We start from the raw sequence: 16076 nt of genomic DNA, 5'->3' as shown, positions 1-16076 counted from the left end.
CGATGCGCAGAGCGCCGGCGTCGGTCAGCACGGTCTTGGCGCTCTTGCCGTTGCGGTGATTGGCCGCAGCCCCTTCGGGCTTGGCCTGGCCGGGGGCGTAGCCCAGGTGGTGACTCATCTCCGCGCCCAGCGCGCGCTCAAGCACCGACTTCTTGAACTGCTGGAAGATGCCCTCAAGCTCGGCTGGCGTGACTGGCCCGGGAATGAGTTGCTCAAGCAGCTCGGCTGAGAATTGCGGCTGCGCCGCCTTGTCCGCTGATGCGGTGGTCTTCGTCTTGCGTGGCATTCATGCTCCTTGTTGACATGCTATGCCTCACACACAAACTTTCTGACAGGCTCCCCGCCTCGCGGGGCCCGCAGCGCACGGCGGGTCCCCACTCCAGAAAAAGGGGATGCATACCCCGGCCGCAACCCCCCCCCGGCGCAGCCTACACTGGCCCGATGGCAACACCCTCCCCCCTGCATGCACGGGGCACTCCGCGCTCCCTGTCGGGCCTGCTTCCTTTCCTACGGCCCTACCGTGCCCGCATTGGCCTTTCGCTGGTCTTTCTGGTGCTGGCAGCCGTTGCCACGCTGGCTTTTCCCCTGGCATTGCGCAACCTGATCGATGGCGGCCTGCTGGCGTCGGACCACGGCAACCAGACGATGGCGCTGCGCGGGCATTTTCAGGCGCTGTTTGCCGTCGCCATTGCCCTGGGCATTTTTTCAGCCGCACGCTTTTACATGGTGAGCTGGCTGGGTGAACGGGTCACCGCGGATCTGCGCAATGCCGTGTACAGCCATGTGCTTCGGCAAAGCCCGCAATTCTTTGAAACCACGCAGACTGGCGAGGTGCTGTCGCGGCTGACGACCGACACCACCCTGGTCCAGACCGTGGTGGGTTCGTCACTTTCGATGGGGCTGCGCAATGCCGTCATGGGCGCGGGCGCACTGGTGATGCTGGTGTGGACCAATCCCTACGTGATGTCCGTGGTGCTTCTGCTCTTGGTGCTGGTGGTCTTGCCCAGCATGTGGATAGGGCGGCGTGTGCGGCGCCTCTCGCGCGACAGCCAGGACCGCGTGGCCGACTCCAGCGCCATCGCGGCCGAGGTGCTGAATGCCGTGCCCGTGGTGCAAAGCTACACCGCCGAAGGGCTTGAGTCCTTGCGTTTCGCCGAGGCTACCGAAAACGCCTTTCAGGCTGCCGTGCGCCGAACGCGTGCACGTGCTTTCCTCGTGGCATTCATCATCATTGCCAACGCAGGCCTGCTGCTATGGGGTCTCTACCAGGGTACGCAGGCGGTGCTGGAGGGACACATGACAGCGGGCCACCTGGGACAGACGGTGGTGTATGTCATCTTGCTGGCGGGTGCCGTGGCGGTACTGGGAGAGGTCTACGGCGACCTGCTGCGCGCCGCAGGCGCCACGGAGCGCTTGATGGAGCTGATCGCCAGCCAATCCCCTGTCACGGAGCCCTTGCTGCCCCAGCCGCTGCCCACCGGAGACCGGGGACTGAGCGTGGATTTCGAAGCGGTGAATTTCCACTACCCTTCCCGGCCGGATCAGCCGGCCCTGCAGGCCTTCACACTCCACCTCGAACCGGGTGAGACCGTCGCCCTGGTAGGCGCCAGCGGAGCCGGGAAAACCACGGTATTTCAGTTGCTCCAGCGTTTCTACGACATAGACCAGCATCCGGACGAAGCCTCGCATGGGCGCATTGCGGTCAATGGCGTGGACATCCGGCAACTGGGGCTCAACGAATTGCGCGCCCACATTGGCACCGTGCCCCAGGACGCGGTGATCTTCTCGGCGTCGGCCTTTGACAATATCCGCTATGGTCGCCCCGATGCTTCTGCGGATGAGGTGATCGCCGCAGCACGGGCGGCATTTGCCCACGACTTCATTGAAGCACTGCCCGAGGGGTATTCCACCTTTCTCGGAGAGCGCGGTGTTCGCCTTTCCGGCGGGCAGCGCCAACGCATCGCGATTGCCCGGGCGATGCTGAAGAATCCCCTCTTGCTGCTACTGGACGAAGCCACCAGCGCCCTCGACGCGCAAAGCGAGCGCATGGTGCAGGCCGCCCTCGAATCCGCGATGCAGCGGCACACCGGCCAGCGGACCACCCTGGTCATCGCGCACCGCCTCGCGACGGTACAAAACGCGGACCGGATTGTGGTGCTGGAGAACGGACGCATCGTGGAGCAGGGAACCCATGTGGCCCTGCTCGCACAAAGCGGTGTTTATGCCCGCTTGGCGGCCCTGCAATTCACGGCATGACCATCACCGTATGACCGGGGAGCGCCAGGCCAGCGCTTTACTGCAAGGTTTCTTTGGCTGCTTGTGGCAACAGCAGCGGCAGCACCGCGATGCCTTCATCGAGCAACTGCATGGCTTCGTCGGGCGAAGCCTGACCTCTTATGGCCCGTTCCTCGGCCTGGCCATGGTGGATGCGCCTGGCTTCCTGGGCGAACTGCGGACCCACGTCTTCTGTAGCGGCCAAGACCTTGCGCGCCAGCGACAGCCAAGCCGCCTGCAGATTCACCCCTGACACCTCGGCAGGGCTGCTTGCCGCCGCCCCATCCGTGACCGGAGCAGCAGGTTCTGCGGTGGTCTGCCGGGCGCCCAGGTTCAGCCGTGGTGCGCTCAATCTCTTGGAAATTTGGCTATCCGCGCACAGGGGGCATTGCACGAGTGCATCGCGCAACTGCCGCTGGAAATCCTCTTCCGAGGCAAACCATCCCTCAAACACATGGCCCTGTCGACAATGCAGGTCAAGTACCTTCACGGAAACCGCCCTTTTGTCGCCACGTCACCCGTGGCGGCGCAGCAGGTAGCGGTAGACGAAACCCGGGAAAGCCAGCGTGAGAAACAAAGTGCCCGTGACGGCATAGAACTCCCACCCCTGAGGGGCAATCTGTCCGGCGCGCCGCTCCAGCAAGAGGGCCATACCGCCCACCAGGAAATACAGCACCACCAGTTCCACCAGCCGCACCGGCAAAGACTTCTTTGGCGGAGCCAACGGACCGATCGCCATCAGCCTGTGGTTGATAAACGGAAGATTGGCCGCGCAGAATGCAGCAACGATGACGAGCCAGATAGCACCAGTTTGCGACACGGAAATACCCTGCCCGAACTCAGGTCGCCAGGGCGCGCACGATGGCATCGGCACACAAAGCCATCAAGCCGCCCGGCAGCAGACCCAGCACCAGCACCAGCGCGCCATTGACGGTCAAGACAACCCGAACATCGAGGGGCGCGGATACGCTGGTCGCCGTCAGGGGCGCATCAAAATACATCACCTTGACAACGCGCAAATAGTAGAACGCACCAATCAGGGACATCACGACGGCAAACACGGCCAGTGCAATATAGAGCCCTTGCCCCGATACCACCAATGCCTGCAATACCGACAACTTGGCGTAAAAACCCACCAGTGGCGGAATGCCTGCCATGGAGAACAGGCAGACGGCCATCACGCCGGCATACAGCGGGCTGCGCTGGTTCAGGCCCGCCAGATCTGCAATTTCTTCACTTTCAAAACCTTCGCGGGCCAGCAACAGGATCACGCCAAACGCAGCCAGGGTGGTCAGGACATAGCTCACCACGTAAAACATGGCGGAACTGTAGGCGCCCTCCACAGCGGCGGCATCCACATTGCCGTTGATCACACCCGACAACAGGCCCAGCAAGACAAAGCCCATCTGTGAAATGGTGGAGTAAGCGAGCATGCGCTTCAGATTGGTCTGCGCAATGGCGGCCAGGTTACCCACCAGCAGCGAGCCAATGGCCAGCACCGCAAGCATCTGCTGCCAATCGATCGCCAGAGGCAGCAACCCATCCACCAGCAGCCGGATCGCGATCGCAAATGCGGCAAGCTTGGGCGCGCCACCGATCATCAGTGTCACGGCCGTGGGCGCACCCTGGTAAACATCGGGAATCCACATGTGGAAAGGCACCACACCCAGCTTGAAAGCCAGACCTGCGACCACGAAGACCAGTCCGAACACCAGTACCTGGTGCCGGATCTGTCCGGAATTGACGGCCTTGAACACTTGCCCGATATCGAGCGATCCCGTGGCGCCATACAGCATCGACAGACCATAAAGCAGGAAACCGCTGGCCATGGCACCGAGCACGAAATACTTCATGGCGGCCTCAGTGGCCGTCGCGTTGTCCCGGCGCAATGCCACCAGGGTGTAACTGGACAGGGTCAGCAGCTCCAGACCGAGGTAGATCACCAGAAAGTTGTTGCCGGAGATCATGATGGACATGCCCAGCAATGCCAGCATCGACAGGGTGAACAATTCACCACCACGCAACATGCCACGATCGGCAGCGTAAGGGCGCCCGTAGACCAGCGTCACCATCACAGCCACGGTGGCGAAACATTTGAGCCAGTTGCCCATGGCATCACTGACGACCATGTTGCCGAAACCGTAGAACGTGTTTCCGCTGCTGGCATACAAACCCTGCAGGACGGCAACCACGGCCAGCGTGAGCATGGTGAGGACATAAGTAGCGGTACGGCGTGGGCTGCGAACCCCCAGGTCCACCAGCATGATCACGCAGGCCATGGTCAGCAGCACGATCTCGGGGTAAACGGCAAGCCAGCTGATGTTGTCAATCATCTCGAATCTCTCAGTTCAGTCTGGTCAGTTCAGCTTGGACAGGGCCACATGCTTGAGCAACTCCGCCACAGAGGTGTCCATCACGTCGGTGAAGGGGCGTGGATAAAGGCCCATCGCCAGCACGGCAATCGCCAGCAGCGACATCACGAGGAATTCACGGCTGTTGATATCGGAGAGCTCCTTGACGTGATCGTTGGCAACAGGGCCCAGATAGACCCGCTTGAACATCCAGAGCGTATAAGCGGCGCCAAAGATCAACGCCGTGGCGGCTGCGCCGCCGATCCAGAAATTGGCCCTCACCGCTCCCAGGATCACCATCCACTCGCCCACGAATCCGGCGGTTCCCGGAAGTCCGCAATTGGCCATGGCAAACAGCAAGGCAAATGCCGTGAAGTTCGGCATGGTATTGACGACGCCACCATAAGCAGAAATTTCGCGGGAATGCACCCGGTCGTACAGCACGCCAATCGAAAGGAACATGGCACCGGAGACAAAGCCATGCGCAATCATTTGCACCAGACCGCCCGAAACGCCCAGGTCATTGAAGATGAAGAAACCAAGCGTGACAAAACCCATGTGCGCCACGGAGGAGTAAGCCACCAGCTTTTTCATGTCCTTCTGGACCAGTGCCACCAAGCCGACATAAATCACGGCCACCAGTGACAAAGCAATCATGAGCCAAGCCCATTCCCGCGACGCATCCGGCGCAATCGGCATGGAGAAACGCAGGAAACCGTAGGCTCCCAGCTTCAACATGATGGCCGCCAGGACCGCGGAGCCACCCGTGGGGGCTTCCACGTGCACGTCGGGCAGCCAGGTGTGGACAGGCCACATGGGTACCTTGACCGCAAACGCGGCAAAGAAAGCAAAGAAAAGCAGCGTCTGCGCGGTGGCGCTGAGCGGCAACTGGTGCCATGCAGCGATGTCGAAACTGCCACCCGACTGGTTGTACAGGAAGATGAGCGCAATCAACATCAACAGCGAGCCGAGCAGCGTGTAGAGGAAGAACTTGAACGCCGCGTAGATCTTGTTGGGCCCGCCCCAGATACCGATGATCAGGTACATCGGAATCAGGGTTGCCTCAAAGAACACGTAGAACAACAGGCCGTCCAGGGCGCAGAACACCCCGATCATCAACCCCGAAAGGATCAGAAAGGCGCCCATGTACTGATTGACGCGCTCGGTGATCGACTCCCAGGATGCGATCACCACAATGACCGTGATAAACGCGGTAAGTGGCACAAACCAGAAGGAAATACCATCCACACCCAGGTGGTAATGGACATTGAAACGCTCAATCCAGGTGGTCTTTTCGACAAACTGCATGGCCGCAGTACCCAGCTTGAAGCCATCGTACAGAGGCAGCGTTACCAACAAGCCGATGATGGCGCCAATCAGCGCGACCCAGCGGACGGCACGGGCGTGCTCATCCCGCCCGACCGCCAGCAGCAGAACACCAAAGACGATTGGTGTCCAGATTGCAAGACTCAACAGACCCATTTTGTTCTTTTCCTTATTTGATGAGCTGCAGGAAATAGTCGCGCCAGACAAACCAGGTCATCAGCGCAAACACGCCCAGAATCATCACCAGGGCATAGTGGAAGATGAACCCGGTCTGCATCCAGCGCACCACGCCGGAAATCCAGCCCACCAGCTTCCACGATCCATTGACCAGGGCACCATCAATGATGGCGCGGTCCCCCACCTTCCACAGACCCGAACCGAGGGTGCGTGCACCACGCGCCAGGATGTTCTCGTTGATCCAGTCCAGGTAGTACTTGTTTTCCAGCAGCGCATAGAGCGGTTGCACCCGTGCCTTGATGGCCGTGGGCAAAGCGGGATTGACCATGTACATGTAGTAGGACAACGCCACCCCCGCCAGCGCCAGCCAGAACGGAGCCGTCTGCAGTCCATGCAGGGCCATGGCCATGGGACCGTGGAAGATTTCGGCCAGTTTGGCCATGGCGGGATGCTTGACTGCATCCACAAAAATCACGTTCTTGAAAAAGTCGCCAAACAGCATGGGCTGGATGAACATGAAACCCACCACGACCGATGGGATAGCCAGGAGAACCAGCGGCACCGTGACGACCCATGGCGATTCGTGGGGCTCATGGTGCTCGCCATGCCCATGTCCATGATCGTCCGCATGGTGGGCATCTGGATTCTGGTCAAAGCGTTCCTTGCCATGGAACACCAGGAAATACATGCGGAACGAATAGAACGCCGTGATGAAAACACCGGCCAATACGGCAAAGTGGGCAAACCCAGCGGCAGGCAAGTGGCTGAAATGGACGGCCTCGATGATGCTGTCCTTGGAATAAAAACCCGAGAACAGGGGGGTGCCAATCAGCGCCAGCGAACCGAGCAGGGAAGTAATCCAGGTGATGGGCATGTACTTGCGCACGCCACCCATCCAGCGGATATCCTGGTTGTGGTGCATGCCCATGATGACCGAACCGGCGCCCAGGAACAAAAGCGCCTTGAAGAATGCGTGGGTCATCAGGTGGAACACGGCCACCGAGTAGGCCGAGGCCCCCAGGGCCACCGTCATGTAGCCGAGTTGCGACAAGGTGGAATAAGCCACCACGCGCTTGATGTCATTCTGGATGATGCCCAGAAAGCCCATGAACAGGGCCGTGATGGCGCCAATGACCAGAATGAAATTGAGCGCCGTATCCGACAGTTCAAACAGCGGCGACATGCGGGCCACCATGAAAATGCCGGCCGTCACCATGGTTGCCGCGTGAATCAGAGCGGAAATGGGGGTGGGGCCTTCCATCGAATCGGGCAACCACACATGCAGTGGAAACTGGGCGCTTTTGCCCATGGCACCAATGAACAGGCAGATACAGATGACCGTGATGAGCATCCAGTCGGTTCCCGGGAAGGACAGACCGCCCAGTTCAGCCGTTTTGCCAAACACCTCGCCGTAATTGAGGGTGCCGGCATATGCCGCTATCAATCCAATGCCCAGAATGAATCCGAAGTCACCCACACGATTGACCAGGAAGGCCTTCATGTTGGCGAAGATGGCAGAGGGCTTGTTGAACCAGAAACCAATCAGGAGATACGAGACCAGGCCCACCGCTTCCCAGCCAAAGAAAAGCTGCAGCAGGTTGTTGCTCATGACCAGCATGAGCATGGAGAACGTGAACAGCGAAATATAGGCAAAGAAACGGTTGTAGCCGTCGTCCTCCTCCATGTAGCCAATGGTGTAGATGTGCACCATGAGCGACACGAAAGTCACCACCACCATCATCATGGCGGTAAGACTGTCGATGAGGAAGCCGACTTCCATCTTGAGCCCGCCCACGACCATCCAGGTGTAGAGCGTCTCATTGAAGCGTGCGCCATCCAGCGCCACGCTCTTGAGCGTCATGGCCGACAGGATGAATGCCACCAGCACACCCAGGATGGTCAGCGTGTGGCTGAGGCGTCGACCGATCCAGTTGCCACCAAAGGTGGTGCCAAGGATGCCGGCCAGCAAGGCGCCCGCCAGCGGCGCCAGCGGAACCGCCAGAAGCGTTGAAGCAGAAAGGGTTTGACTCATTCTTGAGAACCTTGGGAATGCGTGCGACTCAACCCTTGAGGGTGTTGAGGTCTTCCGCGTTGATGCTGGTCTTGTTGCGGAACAGCAGCACCAGGATGGCCAGACCGATGGCCGACTCGGCCGCAGCCACCGTCAGGATGAAAAACACGAAAACCTGGCCGTGCATGTCGCCCAGATAGTGCGAGAACGCCACGAAATTCATATTGACCGCAAGCAGCATCAATTCGATCGCCATCAGCAAAACGATCAGGTTCTTGCGATTGAGGAAAATACCGATCACGGCAAGGGCGAACAACATGGCGCCCAGTGAAAGAAAGTGGCCCAGCGTCAATGTCATGCTTTTTTCTCCTCGCCCGCAGGTGCACTGGCGACTTCGGGGGCAGGCTTCTGGGTTGCTGCCAGTTTCACCACCTGCAGACGATCACGCGCCCGCACCCTGATCTGCGTCGAGGGGTCGATCGCCTTGGTGTCCTTGCGCTGGCGCAGCGTCAAGGCAATGGCGGCAATCATGGCCACCAGCAAAATGACGGCGGCAATTTCCACGGGATACAGATATTCCGTGTAGAGCAATTTGCCCAGCGCCTTGGCGTTGGAGTAGGGAACCACCTGCCCCGCCGCATCCAGCACCACCGCGACGGCCTTGGGTTCATCCATGCCCCGAAAGCCGCCCATGAGAACTGCCGCCATTTCCAGGGCGATCATGGCGCCCACGAAGGCGGCCAGCGGGAAATGCTTCCAGAACCCCTTGCGTATCGTATCGATGTGGATATCCAGCATCATCACCACGAACAGGAACAGCACCATGACCGCCCCCAGATACACCAGGACCAGCACGATGGCGAGAAACTCCGCCTTGAGCAGCAACCAGATCGCGGCAGCCTGAGAGAAGGCCAGGATCAGGTTCAGCACCGCATGCACCGGATTGCGCGCGGTAATCACCCGGAATGCTGCGAACAGCAGCACCACCGAGAAGAGATAGAAAAAACCTGTCTTGGCGTCCATGAATCGGTTCTTTGTAGAAAGTCTGGCCTAAGGAACTCGCATCAGTACCGCATTAGCGGTACTTGGCATCAGCGGCCTTGGCCGCAGCGATTTCACCTTCGTAGCGGTCACCCACCGCCAAAAGCATGTCTTTGGTGAAATACAGATCGCCCCGCTTCTCCCCGTGGTATTCGAGGATGTGCGTTTCAACGATCGAGTCCACCGGGCAGCTCTCTTCGCAAAAGCCACAGAAGATGCATTTGGTCAGGTCGATGTCGTAACGCGTCGTGCGGCGCGATCCATCCTCACGCACATCCGACTCGATGGTGATGGCCATGGCAGGGCAGACGGCTTCACACAGCTTGCAGGCAATGCAACGCTCTTCACCGTTGTCATAGCGGCGCAATGCATGCAGCCCCCGGAAGCGCGGCGACAAAGGCGTTTTTTCCTCGGGAAATTGCACCGTCACCTTGCGGCGAAAGGCGTAGCGTCCAGTCAGGGCCATGCCCTTGACCAGTTCCACCAGCATGAAGCTCTTGAAAAAGTCTTTGAACGAAAAAGGTGCAGCAGCAGCAACAGCAGTCATTTGTGTCCCCGCTTATTTCCAGATATTCCACGGCGAGAGCAACCACCCGCCAACAATGAGCAGCCACACCAGCGTGACCGGAATGAAGATCTTCCAGCCCAGACGCATGATCTGGTCGTACCGGAAACGGGGGAAAGTCGCCCGGATCCAGATAAACATCGACACCACGGCAAAGGTCTTCAGACCCAGCCAGATCCAGCCCGGAATCCAGTTGAACAGTGCACTGTCAATGGGCGACAACCAGCCACCGAGGAACATCAGCGCAGCCAGAATGGACACCAGCCACATGCTGGCGTATTCGGCCAGGAAGAAGATGGCGAAGCCCATGCCCGAATACTCAACCATGTGCCCCGCCACAATCTCGGCCTCGCCCTCCACCACGTCAAACGGGTGGCGGTTGGTTTCTGCCACCCCGGAGATCAGGTACACCAGGAAAATCGGCAGCAGGGGCAACCAGTTCCACGACAGGAAACCCAGCCCCTTGTCGGCTGCCATGCCACGCCCCTGCCCCATCACGATTTCGGTCAGGTTCATGCTGCCCGACACCATGATCACCACCAGGAAGCAAAAGCCCATGGCGATTTCATAGCTGACCATCTGCGCCGAAGCCCGCAATGCCCCCAGGAAGGCGTACTTCGAATTGGAGGCCCACCCGGCAATGATCACGCCATAGACTTCGATGGAAGTAATGGCCATCACCAGCAGCAGGCCCGCATTCACATTGGCCAGCGCGACGTCCGGGCCAAAGGGAATCGCCACCCAGGCCGCCAGTGCGGGCATGATCGCCATGACCGGCCCCAGCACAAAGAGACCTTTGCTCGCCGCGGTAGGCTGGATGATTTCCTTGGTCAGCAGCTTCAAGGCGTCCGCAATCGGCTGCAGCAGTCCGAACGGGCCCACCCGGTTGGGACCATGGCGAACCTGCATGAAGCCCAGCAGCTTGCGCTCCCACAGCGTCAGGTAGGCCACCGCACCCATCAGCGGCGCCAGGATCACCACAATTTTCAACAGGATCCAGAGTACGGGCCAGACGATGGCAGTCCACCAGCCATAGCCCAACAGGTTCAAACCTGCGTTGTGGATTGCATCAATCATGCCGCAACTCCTTCCTGCGCACGACGTGCATCCGCCGTCAGTTGCAACGAGGTGGCCCGTCGCACCAGTCCGTCGAGCTGGTAGATGGAGGCCACGACCGGCTCACCCACTGCAGAGCTGGCAGCCTGTGGCAGCATGGCCTGGGCGTTATTCAGCAGCGCAGAGGGCACGGTTGCCGTGCCGCCTGCCGGAGTGCCGGTCGCCTTGGCAAGCACGTCCTGGGACGTTTCGAAATCAAAACCCGGAACGTTCAGCAGATTGGCCAGCACCCGCAGCACTTTCCAGGCAGGCCGGGTTTCACCCAACGGCCGGACGACCGCATGGAAACTCTGCAAACGGCCTTCGGCGTTCACAAAGCTGCCCGATGTCTCGGTAAATGGCGCGATCGGCAGCAAGACATCGCTGAAAGCCATGTTGGCCTTGAACGGGCTCAGGGTGACCACCATATCGGTATTGGCAAGCGCCTGGCAGGCCGCGTCACCGCCGGCCGCATCAAAGGCGGGCTCGGTATTCAGCAGGATGGCAGCTTTCAGGCTTCCGCCCAGCATCTGGCCGGCATTCTGGCCACCGTTGACAGGCATGGCACCGGCAAACTGTGCCCCCACCGTGTTGGTAGCCTCCGTGAGGTAACCCACCGTGGCACCTGCCTGCTCACCGATCCACTGCGCCAGCGCCAGCAAGCGGCTGGCATGTGCATGGTGCGCCGCTGCATTCCCGAGCAAGATGGCCTTGCGCTCGCCGCCCAGCAGGGAGCGGGCGATGGCCAAAGCCGAGTCGTTCACCGGAACGGTCCCATCGGGAGCCGGTATGCCTTTTTCCTGGGCAATGGCGGCAGCGACGCTGGCGAGCGCCTGCTCCCATGCGCCGGACTGCTGCACCAGCGTGTACGCCACGGGCATGGCCCAGTCGTAGGCTTCAGAATTGATGGCACTGACCGCACAACCATGGCGCGCTGCCTGGCGGATACGCTGTGCAAACAGCGGATGGTCCTTGCGCAGATTAGAACCCACCACCAGCACACGCTGCAAAGTGGAAAGCGATGCAATGGAAGTGCCCAGCCAGCGAATTCCGGCTGGCGCCGGGAATTCGGCATTGCGCAGCCGGTAGTCGATGTTCTCGCTGCCCAGTCCACGCACCAGGGAGCCTGCCAGATACAGCTCTTCCAGCGTACTGTGCGGGCTCACCAGGGCGCCAATGGCGCCGGCGCCATGGTCGTTGCGAACGCAGCGCAAACCATTGGCGACATATTCAAGTGCCGTCTGCCAGTCCACCTCCTGCCAGGTGCCACCCTGCTTGAGCATGGGCCGGGTCAGGCGTTCGTCGCTGTTGAGCGCTTCATACGAAAAGCGGTCGCGGTCCGCAATCCAGCATTCGTTGACCTCTTCGTTCTCGAAGGGAACGACGCGCATGACCTTGTGGTTCTTCACCTGGACAATGAGGTTGGCGCCGGTGGAGTCATGGGGACTGACCGACTTGCGGCGCGAAAGCTCCCAGGTGCGGGCGCTGTAGCGGAAAGGCTTGCTGGTCAACGCGCCCACCGGGCAGATGTCGATCATGTTGCCCGAGAGCTCGGAATCGATCGTTTCACCCGTCACGGTGGTGATCTCGGAGTGTTCACCCCGATGGATCATGCCCAGTTCCATGACGCCAGCCACTTCCTGGCCGAAGCGCACACAGCGGGTGCAGTGGATGCAACGGCTCATCTCCTCCATGGAGATCAGCGGGCCCACATCCTTGTGGAGCACCACGCGTTTTTCCTCTTCGTAACGCGACGAGGAAGCACCATAGCCCACGGCCAGATCCTGCAGCTGGCATTCCCCGCCCTGGTCGCAGATGGGGCAATCGAGCGGGTGATTGATGAGCAAAAACTCCATCACCGACTTCTGCGCCTGAATGGCTTTGTCGGTCTTGGTGCGCACAATCATGCCTTGCGTCACCGGAGTGGCGCATGCAGGCATGGGCTTGGGCGCTTTTTCGACGTCCACGAGGCACATGCGGCAATTGGCCGCAATCGACAATTTCTTGTGGTAGCAGAAGTGGGGAATGTAGGTGCCAGCCTTTTCGGCAGCATGCATCACCATGGAGCCCTCGGTGACTTCTACCTTCTGACCGTCCAGTTCAATTTCAACCATATGCTTTTCTCGCGATCAGGCAGAGGGCGCAGCCTGAGGGGTCTTGTTCCGGATCAACGCTTCGAACTCGGGGCGGAAGTGCTTGATCATGGCGCGCACGGGCATTGCCGCCGCATCGCCCAGGGCGCAGATGGTGCGTCCCATGATGTTGCTGGCCACGGAATCGAGCACCTCCATGTCGGCAGGACGCCCCTCACCACGATGGATACGGTCCACCAGACGCCAGAGCCAGCCCGTGCCTTCGCGGCATGGCGTGCACTGTCCGCACGACTCATGCATGTAGAAATAGGACAGGCGCTTGAGGGACTCCACCATGCAGCGCGAATCGTCCATGACGATGACGGCACCCGAACCCAGCATGGAGCCGGCCTTGGCAATGGAGTCATAGTCCATGGTGCATTCCATGATGATGGATGCCGGCAACACGGGTGACGACGAGCCGCCAGGAATCACGGCCTTGAGCTGGCGCCCCGTCCGTACACCACCCGCCAATTCGAGGAGCTTGGCAAACGGCGTGCCCATGGGCACCTCGTAATTGCCGGGACGCTCCACATCGCCACTGACCGAGAAGATCTTGGTACCACCATTGTTGGGCTTGCCACAGGCCAGGTAGGCCGCGCCACCGTTGCGGATGATCCAGGGCACCGCCGCAAAGGTTTCGGTGTTGTTGATGGTCGTGGGCTTGCCATAGAGGCCGAAGCTGGCCGGGAATGGCGGCTTGAAGCGGGGCTGCCCCTTCTTGCCTTCCAGCGATTCGAGCAAGGCCGTTTCTTCGCCGCAGATGTACGCGCCAAACCCGTGGTGCGCATGCAGCTGAAAACTGAAACCGCTGCCCAGGATGCCGTCACCCAGATAACCCGCAGCGCGCGCCTCTTCCAGCGCGGCCTCGAAGCGCTCATAAACCTGGAAGATTTCACCGTGGATGTAGTTGTAGCCCACGCTGATACCCATCGCGTAGGCCGCAATGATCATGCCCTCGATCACGATGTGCGGGTTGTACATCAGGATGTCGCGGTCCTTGCAGGTGCCTGGTTCGCCCTCGTCCGAGTTGCACACCAGGTACTTCTGACCGGGGAACTGCCGGGGCATGAAGCTCCACTTCAGGCCGGTGGGAAAGCCCGCACCGCCACGACCCCGCAGACCGGACTCCTTCACGGTCGCAATCACCTGGTCCTGCGTGAGCCCCTCACCACCATCCTTGCCCAGGATGGCGCGCAACGCCTGGTAGCCACCACGCGCTTCATAGTCCTTGATACTCCAGTTGGAGCCATTCAGGTCGGCGTAGATCTGGGGCGCAATGTGGCGGTCATGGAAGCAGGTTTCGACACCTGCCGCCTGGAATTGTGCAAGCACCTGGGCAGCCGTGGTCATTGCTTCGCCTCCACTGCGCGCAGGCTGTCAACCAGTTGGTCGAGCTTGTCATTGCCCATGAAGCTGCACATGTTGCGGTCGTTCACCAGCATCACGGGCGCATCGGCGCAGGCCCCGAGGCACTCGCATTGCTGCAGGGTGAACAGGCCGTCCGGGGTGGTTTCACCCATGGAAATGCCCAGCTTGTGCTCAAGGTGCTCCAGCGCCTTGCCGCCGTCACGCAACAGGCATGGCAGGTTGGTGCAGACGTTGAGCTTGTACTTGCCCACCGCCTGCTGGTTGTACATGTTGTAGAAGGTGGTGACTTCGTGCACGGCGATCTGCGGCATGCCGAGGTACTCGGCAATAACCGCTTCGCTGGCTTCGCTGACATGGCCCTGCTCCTGCTGCACGATGGACAGGCAGGCCATCACGGCCGACTGCTTCTGCTCCGGCGGGTACTTGGCCACTTCTCGCGCGAATCGCGCTTTGGTCGCTTCGGTAATCATCGATCAATCTCTCCGAACACGATATCCATGGTCCCAATGATGGCCACGGCGTCCGCAATCATGTGGCCCCGGGCCATTTCATCCAGCGTGGCCAGATGCGCAAAACCGGGGGCACGGATCTTGAGGCGATAAGGTTTGTTCGCACCATCGCTCACCAGGTAGATGCCGAACTCTCCCTTGGGATGCTCCACCGCCGCATAGGCTTCGCCCTCGGGAACATGGAACCCTTCAGTGAACAGCTTGAAATGGTGGATCAGCTCTTCCATGTTGGATTTCATGGATTCGCGATCAGGCGGTGCAATCTTGTGGTTGTCGGTGATCACCGGCCCCGGGTTGGCACGCAGCCAGTCCACACATTGCTTGATGATGCGGTTGGACTCGCGCATTTCCTGCATGCGGACCAGATAGCGGTCATAGCAGTCGCCCGTCTTGCCCACAGGCACGTCGAAGTCCATGCGGTCGTAAACGTCGTAGGGCTGCGTCTTGCGCAAATCCCACGCAATGCCGGAACCGCGCAGCATGGGGCCGGTCATCCCCAGATTCAGCGCCCGCTCGGGCGAAACCACGCCGATGCCCACGGTACGCTGCTTCCAGATGCGGTTGTCGGTGAGCAGGGTTTCGTACTCGTCCACGCAGCCCGGAAAGCGCCGCGTGAAGTCGTCGATGAAATCAAGCATCGAACCCTGGCGGTTCTTGTTCATGGCCTCCAGGGCCTTGGCATTCTTGATCTTGCTGACCTTGTACTGCGGCATGCTGTCCGGCAGATCACGGTACACACCGCCCGGACGGAAGTACGCCGCGTGCATGCGTGCACCGGACACGGCTTCGTACATGTCAAACAGGTCTTCGCGCTCGCGGAAGGTGTAGATCAGGATGGTGGAGCTGCCGCAATCGTTGCCATGCGAGCCCAGCCACATCAGGTGGTTCAGCAGGCGCGTGATTTCAGCAAACATCACACGGATGTACTGCGCGCGCAGCGGCACTTCGATGCCCAGCAGTTTTTCAATCGCCAGGCAGTAGGCGTGCTCGTTGCACATCATCGAGACGTAATCGAGCCGGTCCATGTAAGGCAGCGACTGGATATAGGTCTTGTGCTCGGCCAGCTTTTCGGTAGCGCGGTGCAGCAGACCAATATGCGGGTCGGCGCGCTGCACCACTTCGCCATCGAGCTCCAGCACCAGACGCAGCACACCGTGCGCAGCCGGGTGCTGCGGACCAAAGTTCAGGGAATAGTTCTTGATTTCCGCCATGATGGATCACGTG

15 protein-coding genes are annotated in these 16076 nt (G+C 60.3%); 1 reads left to right on the top strand and 14 read right to left on the bottom strand.

Features of this window, described 5'->3' with window-relative positions:
- Positions 1 to 286, bottom strand: a 286-nt coding sequence (locus K225_RS0111200; RefSeq protein ID WP_026436496.1) for a transposase, incomplete at its 3' end; no start/stop codon positions are given.
- 155 nt (positions 287 to 441) lie between these two features.
- On the opposite strand from K225_RS0111200, the gene K225_RS0111195 reads away from it, so the two are divergent.
- The gene (locus K225_RS0111195; protein ID WP_026436495.1) at positions 442 to 2256 is read left to right on the top strand and encodes an ABC transporter transmembrane domain-containing protein; all 1815 of its coding nucleotides are present in this window, start codon (positions 442 to 444) and stop codon (positions 2254 to 2256) included.
- Between the two features lie 37 nt (positions 2257 to 2293).
- Here the strand turns inward: K225_RS0111195 and K225_RS0111190 are convergent, their stop codons facing one another.
- From K225_RS0111190 to K225_RS0111130, 13 genes are read right to left on the bottom strand one after another with little or no spacing between them, the layout of a single operon-like run.
- Positions 2294 to 2764, bottom strand: a complete 471-nt coding sequence (locus K225_RS0111190; protein ID WP_026436494.1) for a DUF1178 family protein — start codon at positions 2762 to 2764, stop codon at positions 2294 to 2296.
- Between the two features lie 24 nt (positions 2765 to 2788).
- Positions 2789 to 3094: a DUF2818 family protein gene (locus tag K225_RS0111185; RefSeq protein ID WP_026436493.1), complete on the bottom strand. Its 306-nt coding sequence runs from the start codon at positions 3092 to 3094 to the stop codon at positions 2789 to 2791.
- A gap of 19 nt (positions 3095 to 3113) precedes the next feature.
- Positions 3114 to 4607 carry an NADH-quinone oxidoreductase subunit NuoN gene (nuoN, locus tag K225_RS0111180; RefSeq protein WP_026436492.1) on the bottom strand — a complete coding sequence of 498 codons (1494 nt, stop codon included), beginning with the start codon at positions 4605 to 4607 and terminating at the stop codon, positions 3114 to 3116.
- 24 nt (positions 4608 to 4631) lie between these two features.
- Positions 4632 to 6107: an NADH-quinone oxidoreductase subunit M gene (locus K225_RS0111175; RefSeq protein ID WP_026436491.1), complete on the bottom strand. Its 1476-nt coding sequence runs from the start codon at positions 6105 to 6107 to the stop codon at positions 4632 to 4634.
- A gap of 13 nt (positions 6108 to 6120) precedes the next feature.
- A complete protein-coding gene (gene nuoL, locus K225_RS0111170; RefSeq protein ID WP_026436490.1) occupies positions 6121 to 8160 on the bottom strand; it encodes an NADH-quinone oxidoreductase subunit L in 2040 nt (679 codons plus the stop codon).
- Between the two features lie 28 nt (positions 8161 to 8188).
- Positions 8189 to 8497, bottom strand: coding sequence for an NADH-quinone oxidoreductase subunit NuoK (gene nuoK / locus K225_RS0111165; protein ID WP_026436489.1), 309 nt, complete (start codon positions 8495 to 8497; stop codon positions 8189 to 8191).
- A complete protein-coding gene (locus tag K225_RS0111160) occupies positions 8494 to 9162 on the bottom strand; it encodes an NADH-quinone oxidoreductase subunit J (protein ID WP_026436488.1) in 669 nt (222 codons plus the stop codon). Before K225_RS0111160 ends, nuoK begins: the two co-directional genes overlap by 4 nt.
- A gap of 52 nt (positions 9163 to 9214) precedes the next feature.
- Positions 9215 to 9727 (bottom strand): NADH-quinone oxidoreductase subunit NuoI, encoded by a 513-nt coding sequence (gene nuoI / locus K225_RS0111155; protein WP_026436487.1) that lies wholly within the window; start codon positions 9725 to 9727, stop codon positions 9215 to 9217.
- Between the two features lie 12 nt (positions 9728 to 9739).
- Positions 9740 to 10822 carry an NADH-quinone oxidoreductase subunit NuoH gene (gene nuoH / locus K225_RS0111150; protein ID WP_026436486.1) on the bottom strand — a complete coding sequence of 361 codons (1083 nt, stop codon included), beginning with the start codon at positions 10820 to 10822 and terminating at the stop codon, positions 9740 to 9742.
- Positions 10819 to 12954 (bottom strand): NADH-quinone oxidoreductase subunit NuoG, encoded by a 2136-nt coding sequence (nuoG, locus tag K225_RS0111145; protein WP_026436485.1) that lies wholly within the window; start codon positions 12952 to 12954, stop codon positions 10819 to 10821. Before nuoG ends, nuoH begins: the two co-directional genes overlap by 4 nt.
- A 15-nt stretch (positions 12955 to 12969) precedes the next feature.
- Entirely contained in the window at positions 12970 to 14325 is a 1356-nt protein-coding gene (nuoF, locus tag K225_RS0111140) for an NADH-quinone oxidoreductase subunit NuoF (protein WP_026436484.1), read from the bottom strand.
- Positions 14322 to 14813 carry an NAD(P)H-dependent oxidoreductase subunit E gene (gene nuoE, locus K225_RS0111135; protein ID WP_026436483.1) on the bottom strand — a complete coding sequence of 164 codons (492 nt, stop codon included), beginning with the start codon at positions 14811 to 14813 and terminating at the stop codon, positions 14322 to 14324. Before nuoE ends, nuoF begins: the two co-directional genes overlap by 4 nt.
- On the bottom strand, positions 14810 to 16063 hold the full coding sequence (locus tag K225_RS0111130) for an NADH-quinone oxidoreductase subunit D (protein WP_026436482.1): 1254 nt from the start codon (positions 16061 to 16063) through the stop codon (positions 14810 to 14812). Before K225_RS0111130 ends, nuoE begins: the two co-directional genes overlap by 4 nt.
- Between the last annotated feature and the right edge of the window lie 13 nt (positions 16064 to 16076).

Origin of the sequence: Acidovorax sp. JHL-9 (assembly GCF_000426205.1) — a bacterium.
Taxonomy (GTDB): domain Bacteria; phylum Pseudomonadota; class Gammaproteobacteria; order Burkholderiales; family Burkholderiaceae_C; genus Acidovorax; species Acidovorax soli.
This window is presented reverse-complemented; position numbering and strand designations above follow the sequence as displayed.

What these genes read in the sequence shown, in the direction of transcription:
- nuoG (WP_026436485.1), bottom strand. Translation starts at nt 12,954, where the DNA reads ATGGTTGAAATTGAACTGGACGGTCAGAAGGTAGAAGTCACCGAGGGC.
- nuoE (WP_026436483.1), bottom strand. Translation starts at nt 14,813, where the DNA reads ATGATTACCGAAGCGACCAAAGCGCGATTCGCGCGAGAAGTGGCCAAG.
- K225_RS0111160 (WP_026436488.1), bottom strand. Translation starts at nt 9,162, where the DNA reads ATGGACGCCAAGACAGGTTTTTTCTATCTCTTCTCGGTGGTGCTGCTG.
- nuoK (WP_026436489.1), bottom strand. Translation starts at nt 8,497, where the DNA reads ATGACATTGACGCTGGGCCACTTTCTTTCACTGGGCGCCATGTTGTTC.
- K225_RS0111175 (WP_026436491.1), bottom strand. Translation starts at nt 6,107, where the DNA reads ATGGGTCTGTTGAGTCTTGCAATCTGGACACCAATCGTCTTTGGTGTT.
- nuoH (WP_026436486.1), bottom strand. Translation starts at nt 10,822, where the DNA reads ATGATTGATGCAATCCACAACGCAGGTTTGAACCTGTTGGGCTATGGC.
- nuoF (WP_026436484.1), bottom strand. Translation starts at nt 14,325, where the DNA reads ATGACCACGGCTGCCCAGGTGCTTGCACAATTCCAGGCGGCAGGTGTC.
- K225_RS0111130 (WP_026436482.1), bottom strand. Translation starts at nt 16,063, where the DNA reads ATGGCGGAAATCAAGAACTATTCCCTGAACTTTGGTCCGCAGCACCCG.
- nuoN (WP_026436492.1), bottom strand. Translation starts at nt 4,607, where the DNA reads ATGATTGACAACATCAGCTGGCTTGCCGTTTACCCCGAGATCGTGCTG.
- nuoI (WP_026436487.1), bottom strand. Translation starts at nt 9,727, where the DNA reads ATGACTGCTGTTGCTGCTGCTGCACCTTTTTCGTTCAAAGACTTTTTC.
- nuoL (WP_026436490.1), bottom strand. Translation starts at nt 8,160, where the DNA reads ATGAGTCAAACCCTTTCTGCTTCAACGCTTCTGGCGGTTCCGCTGGCG.
- K225_RS0111195 (WP_026436495.1), top strand. Translation starts at nt 442, where the DNA reads ATGGCAACACCCTCCCCCCTGCATGCACGGGGCACTCCGCGCTCCCTG.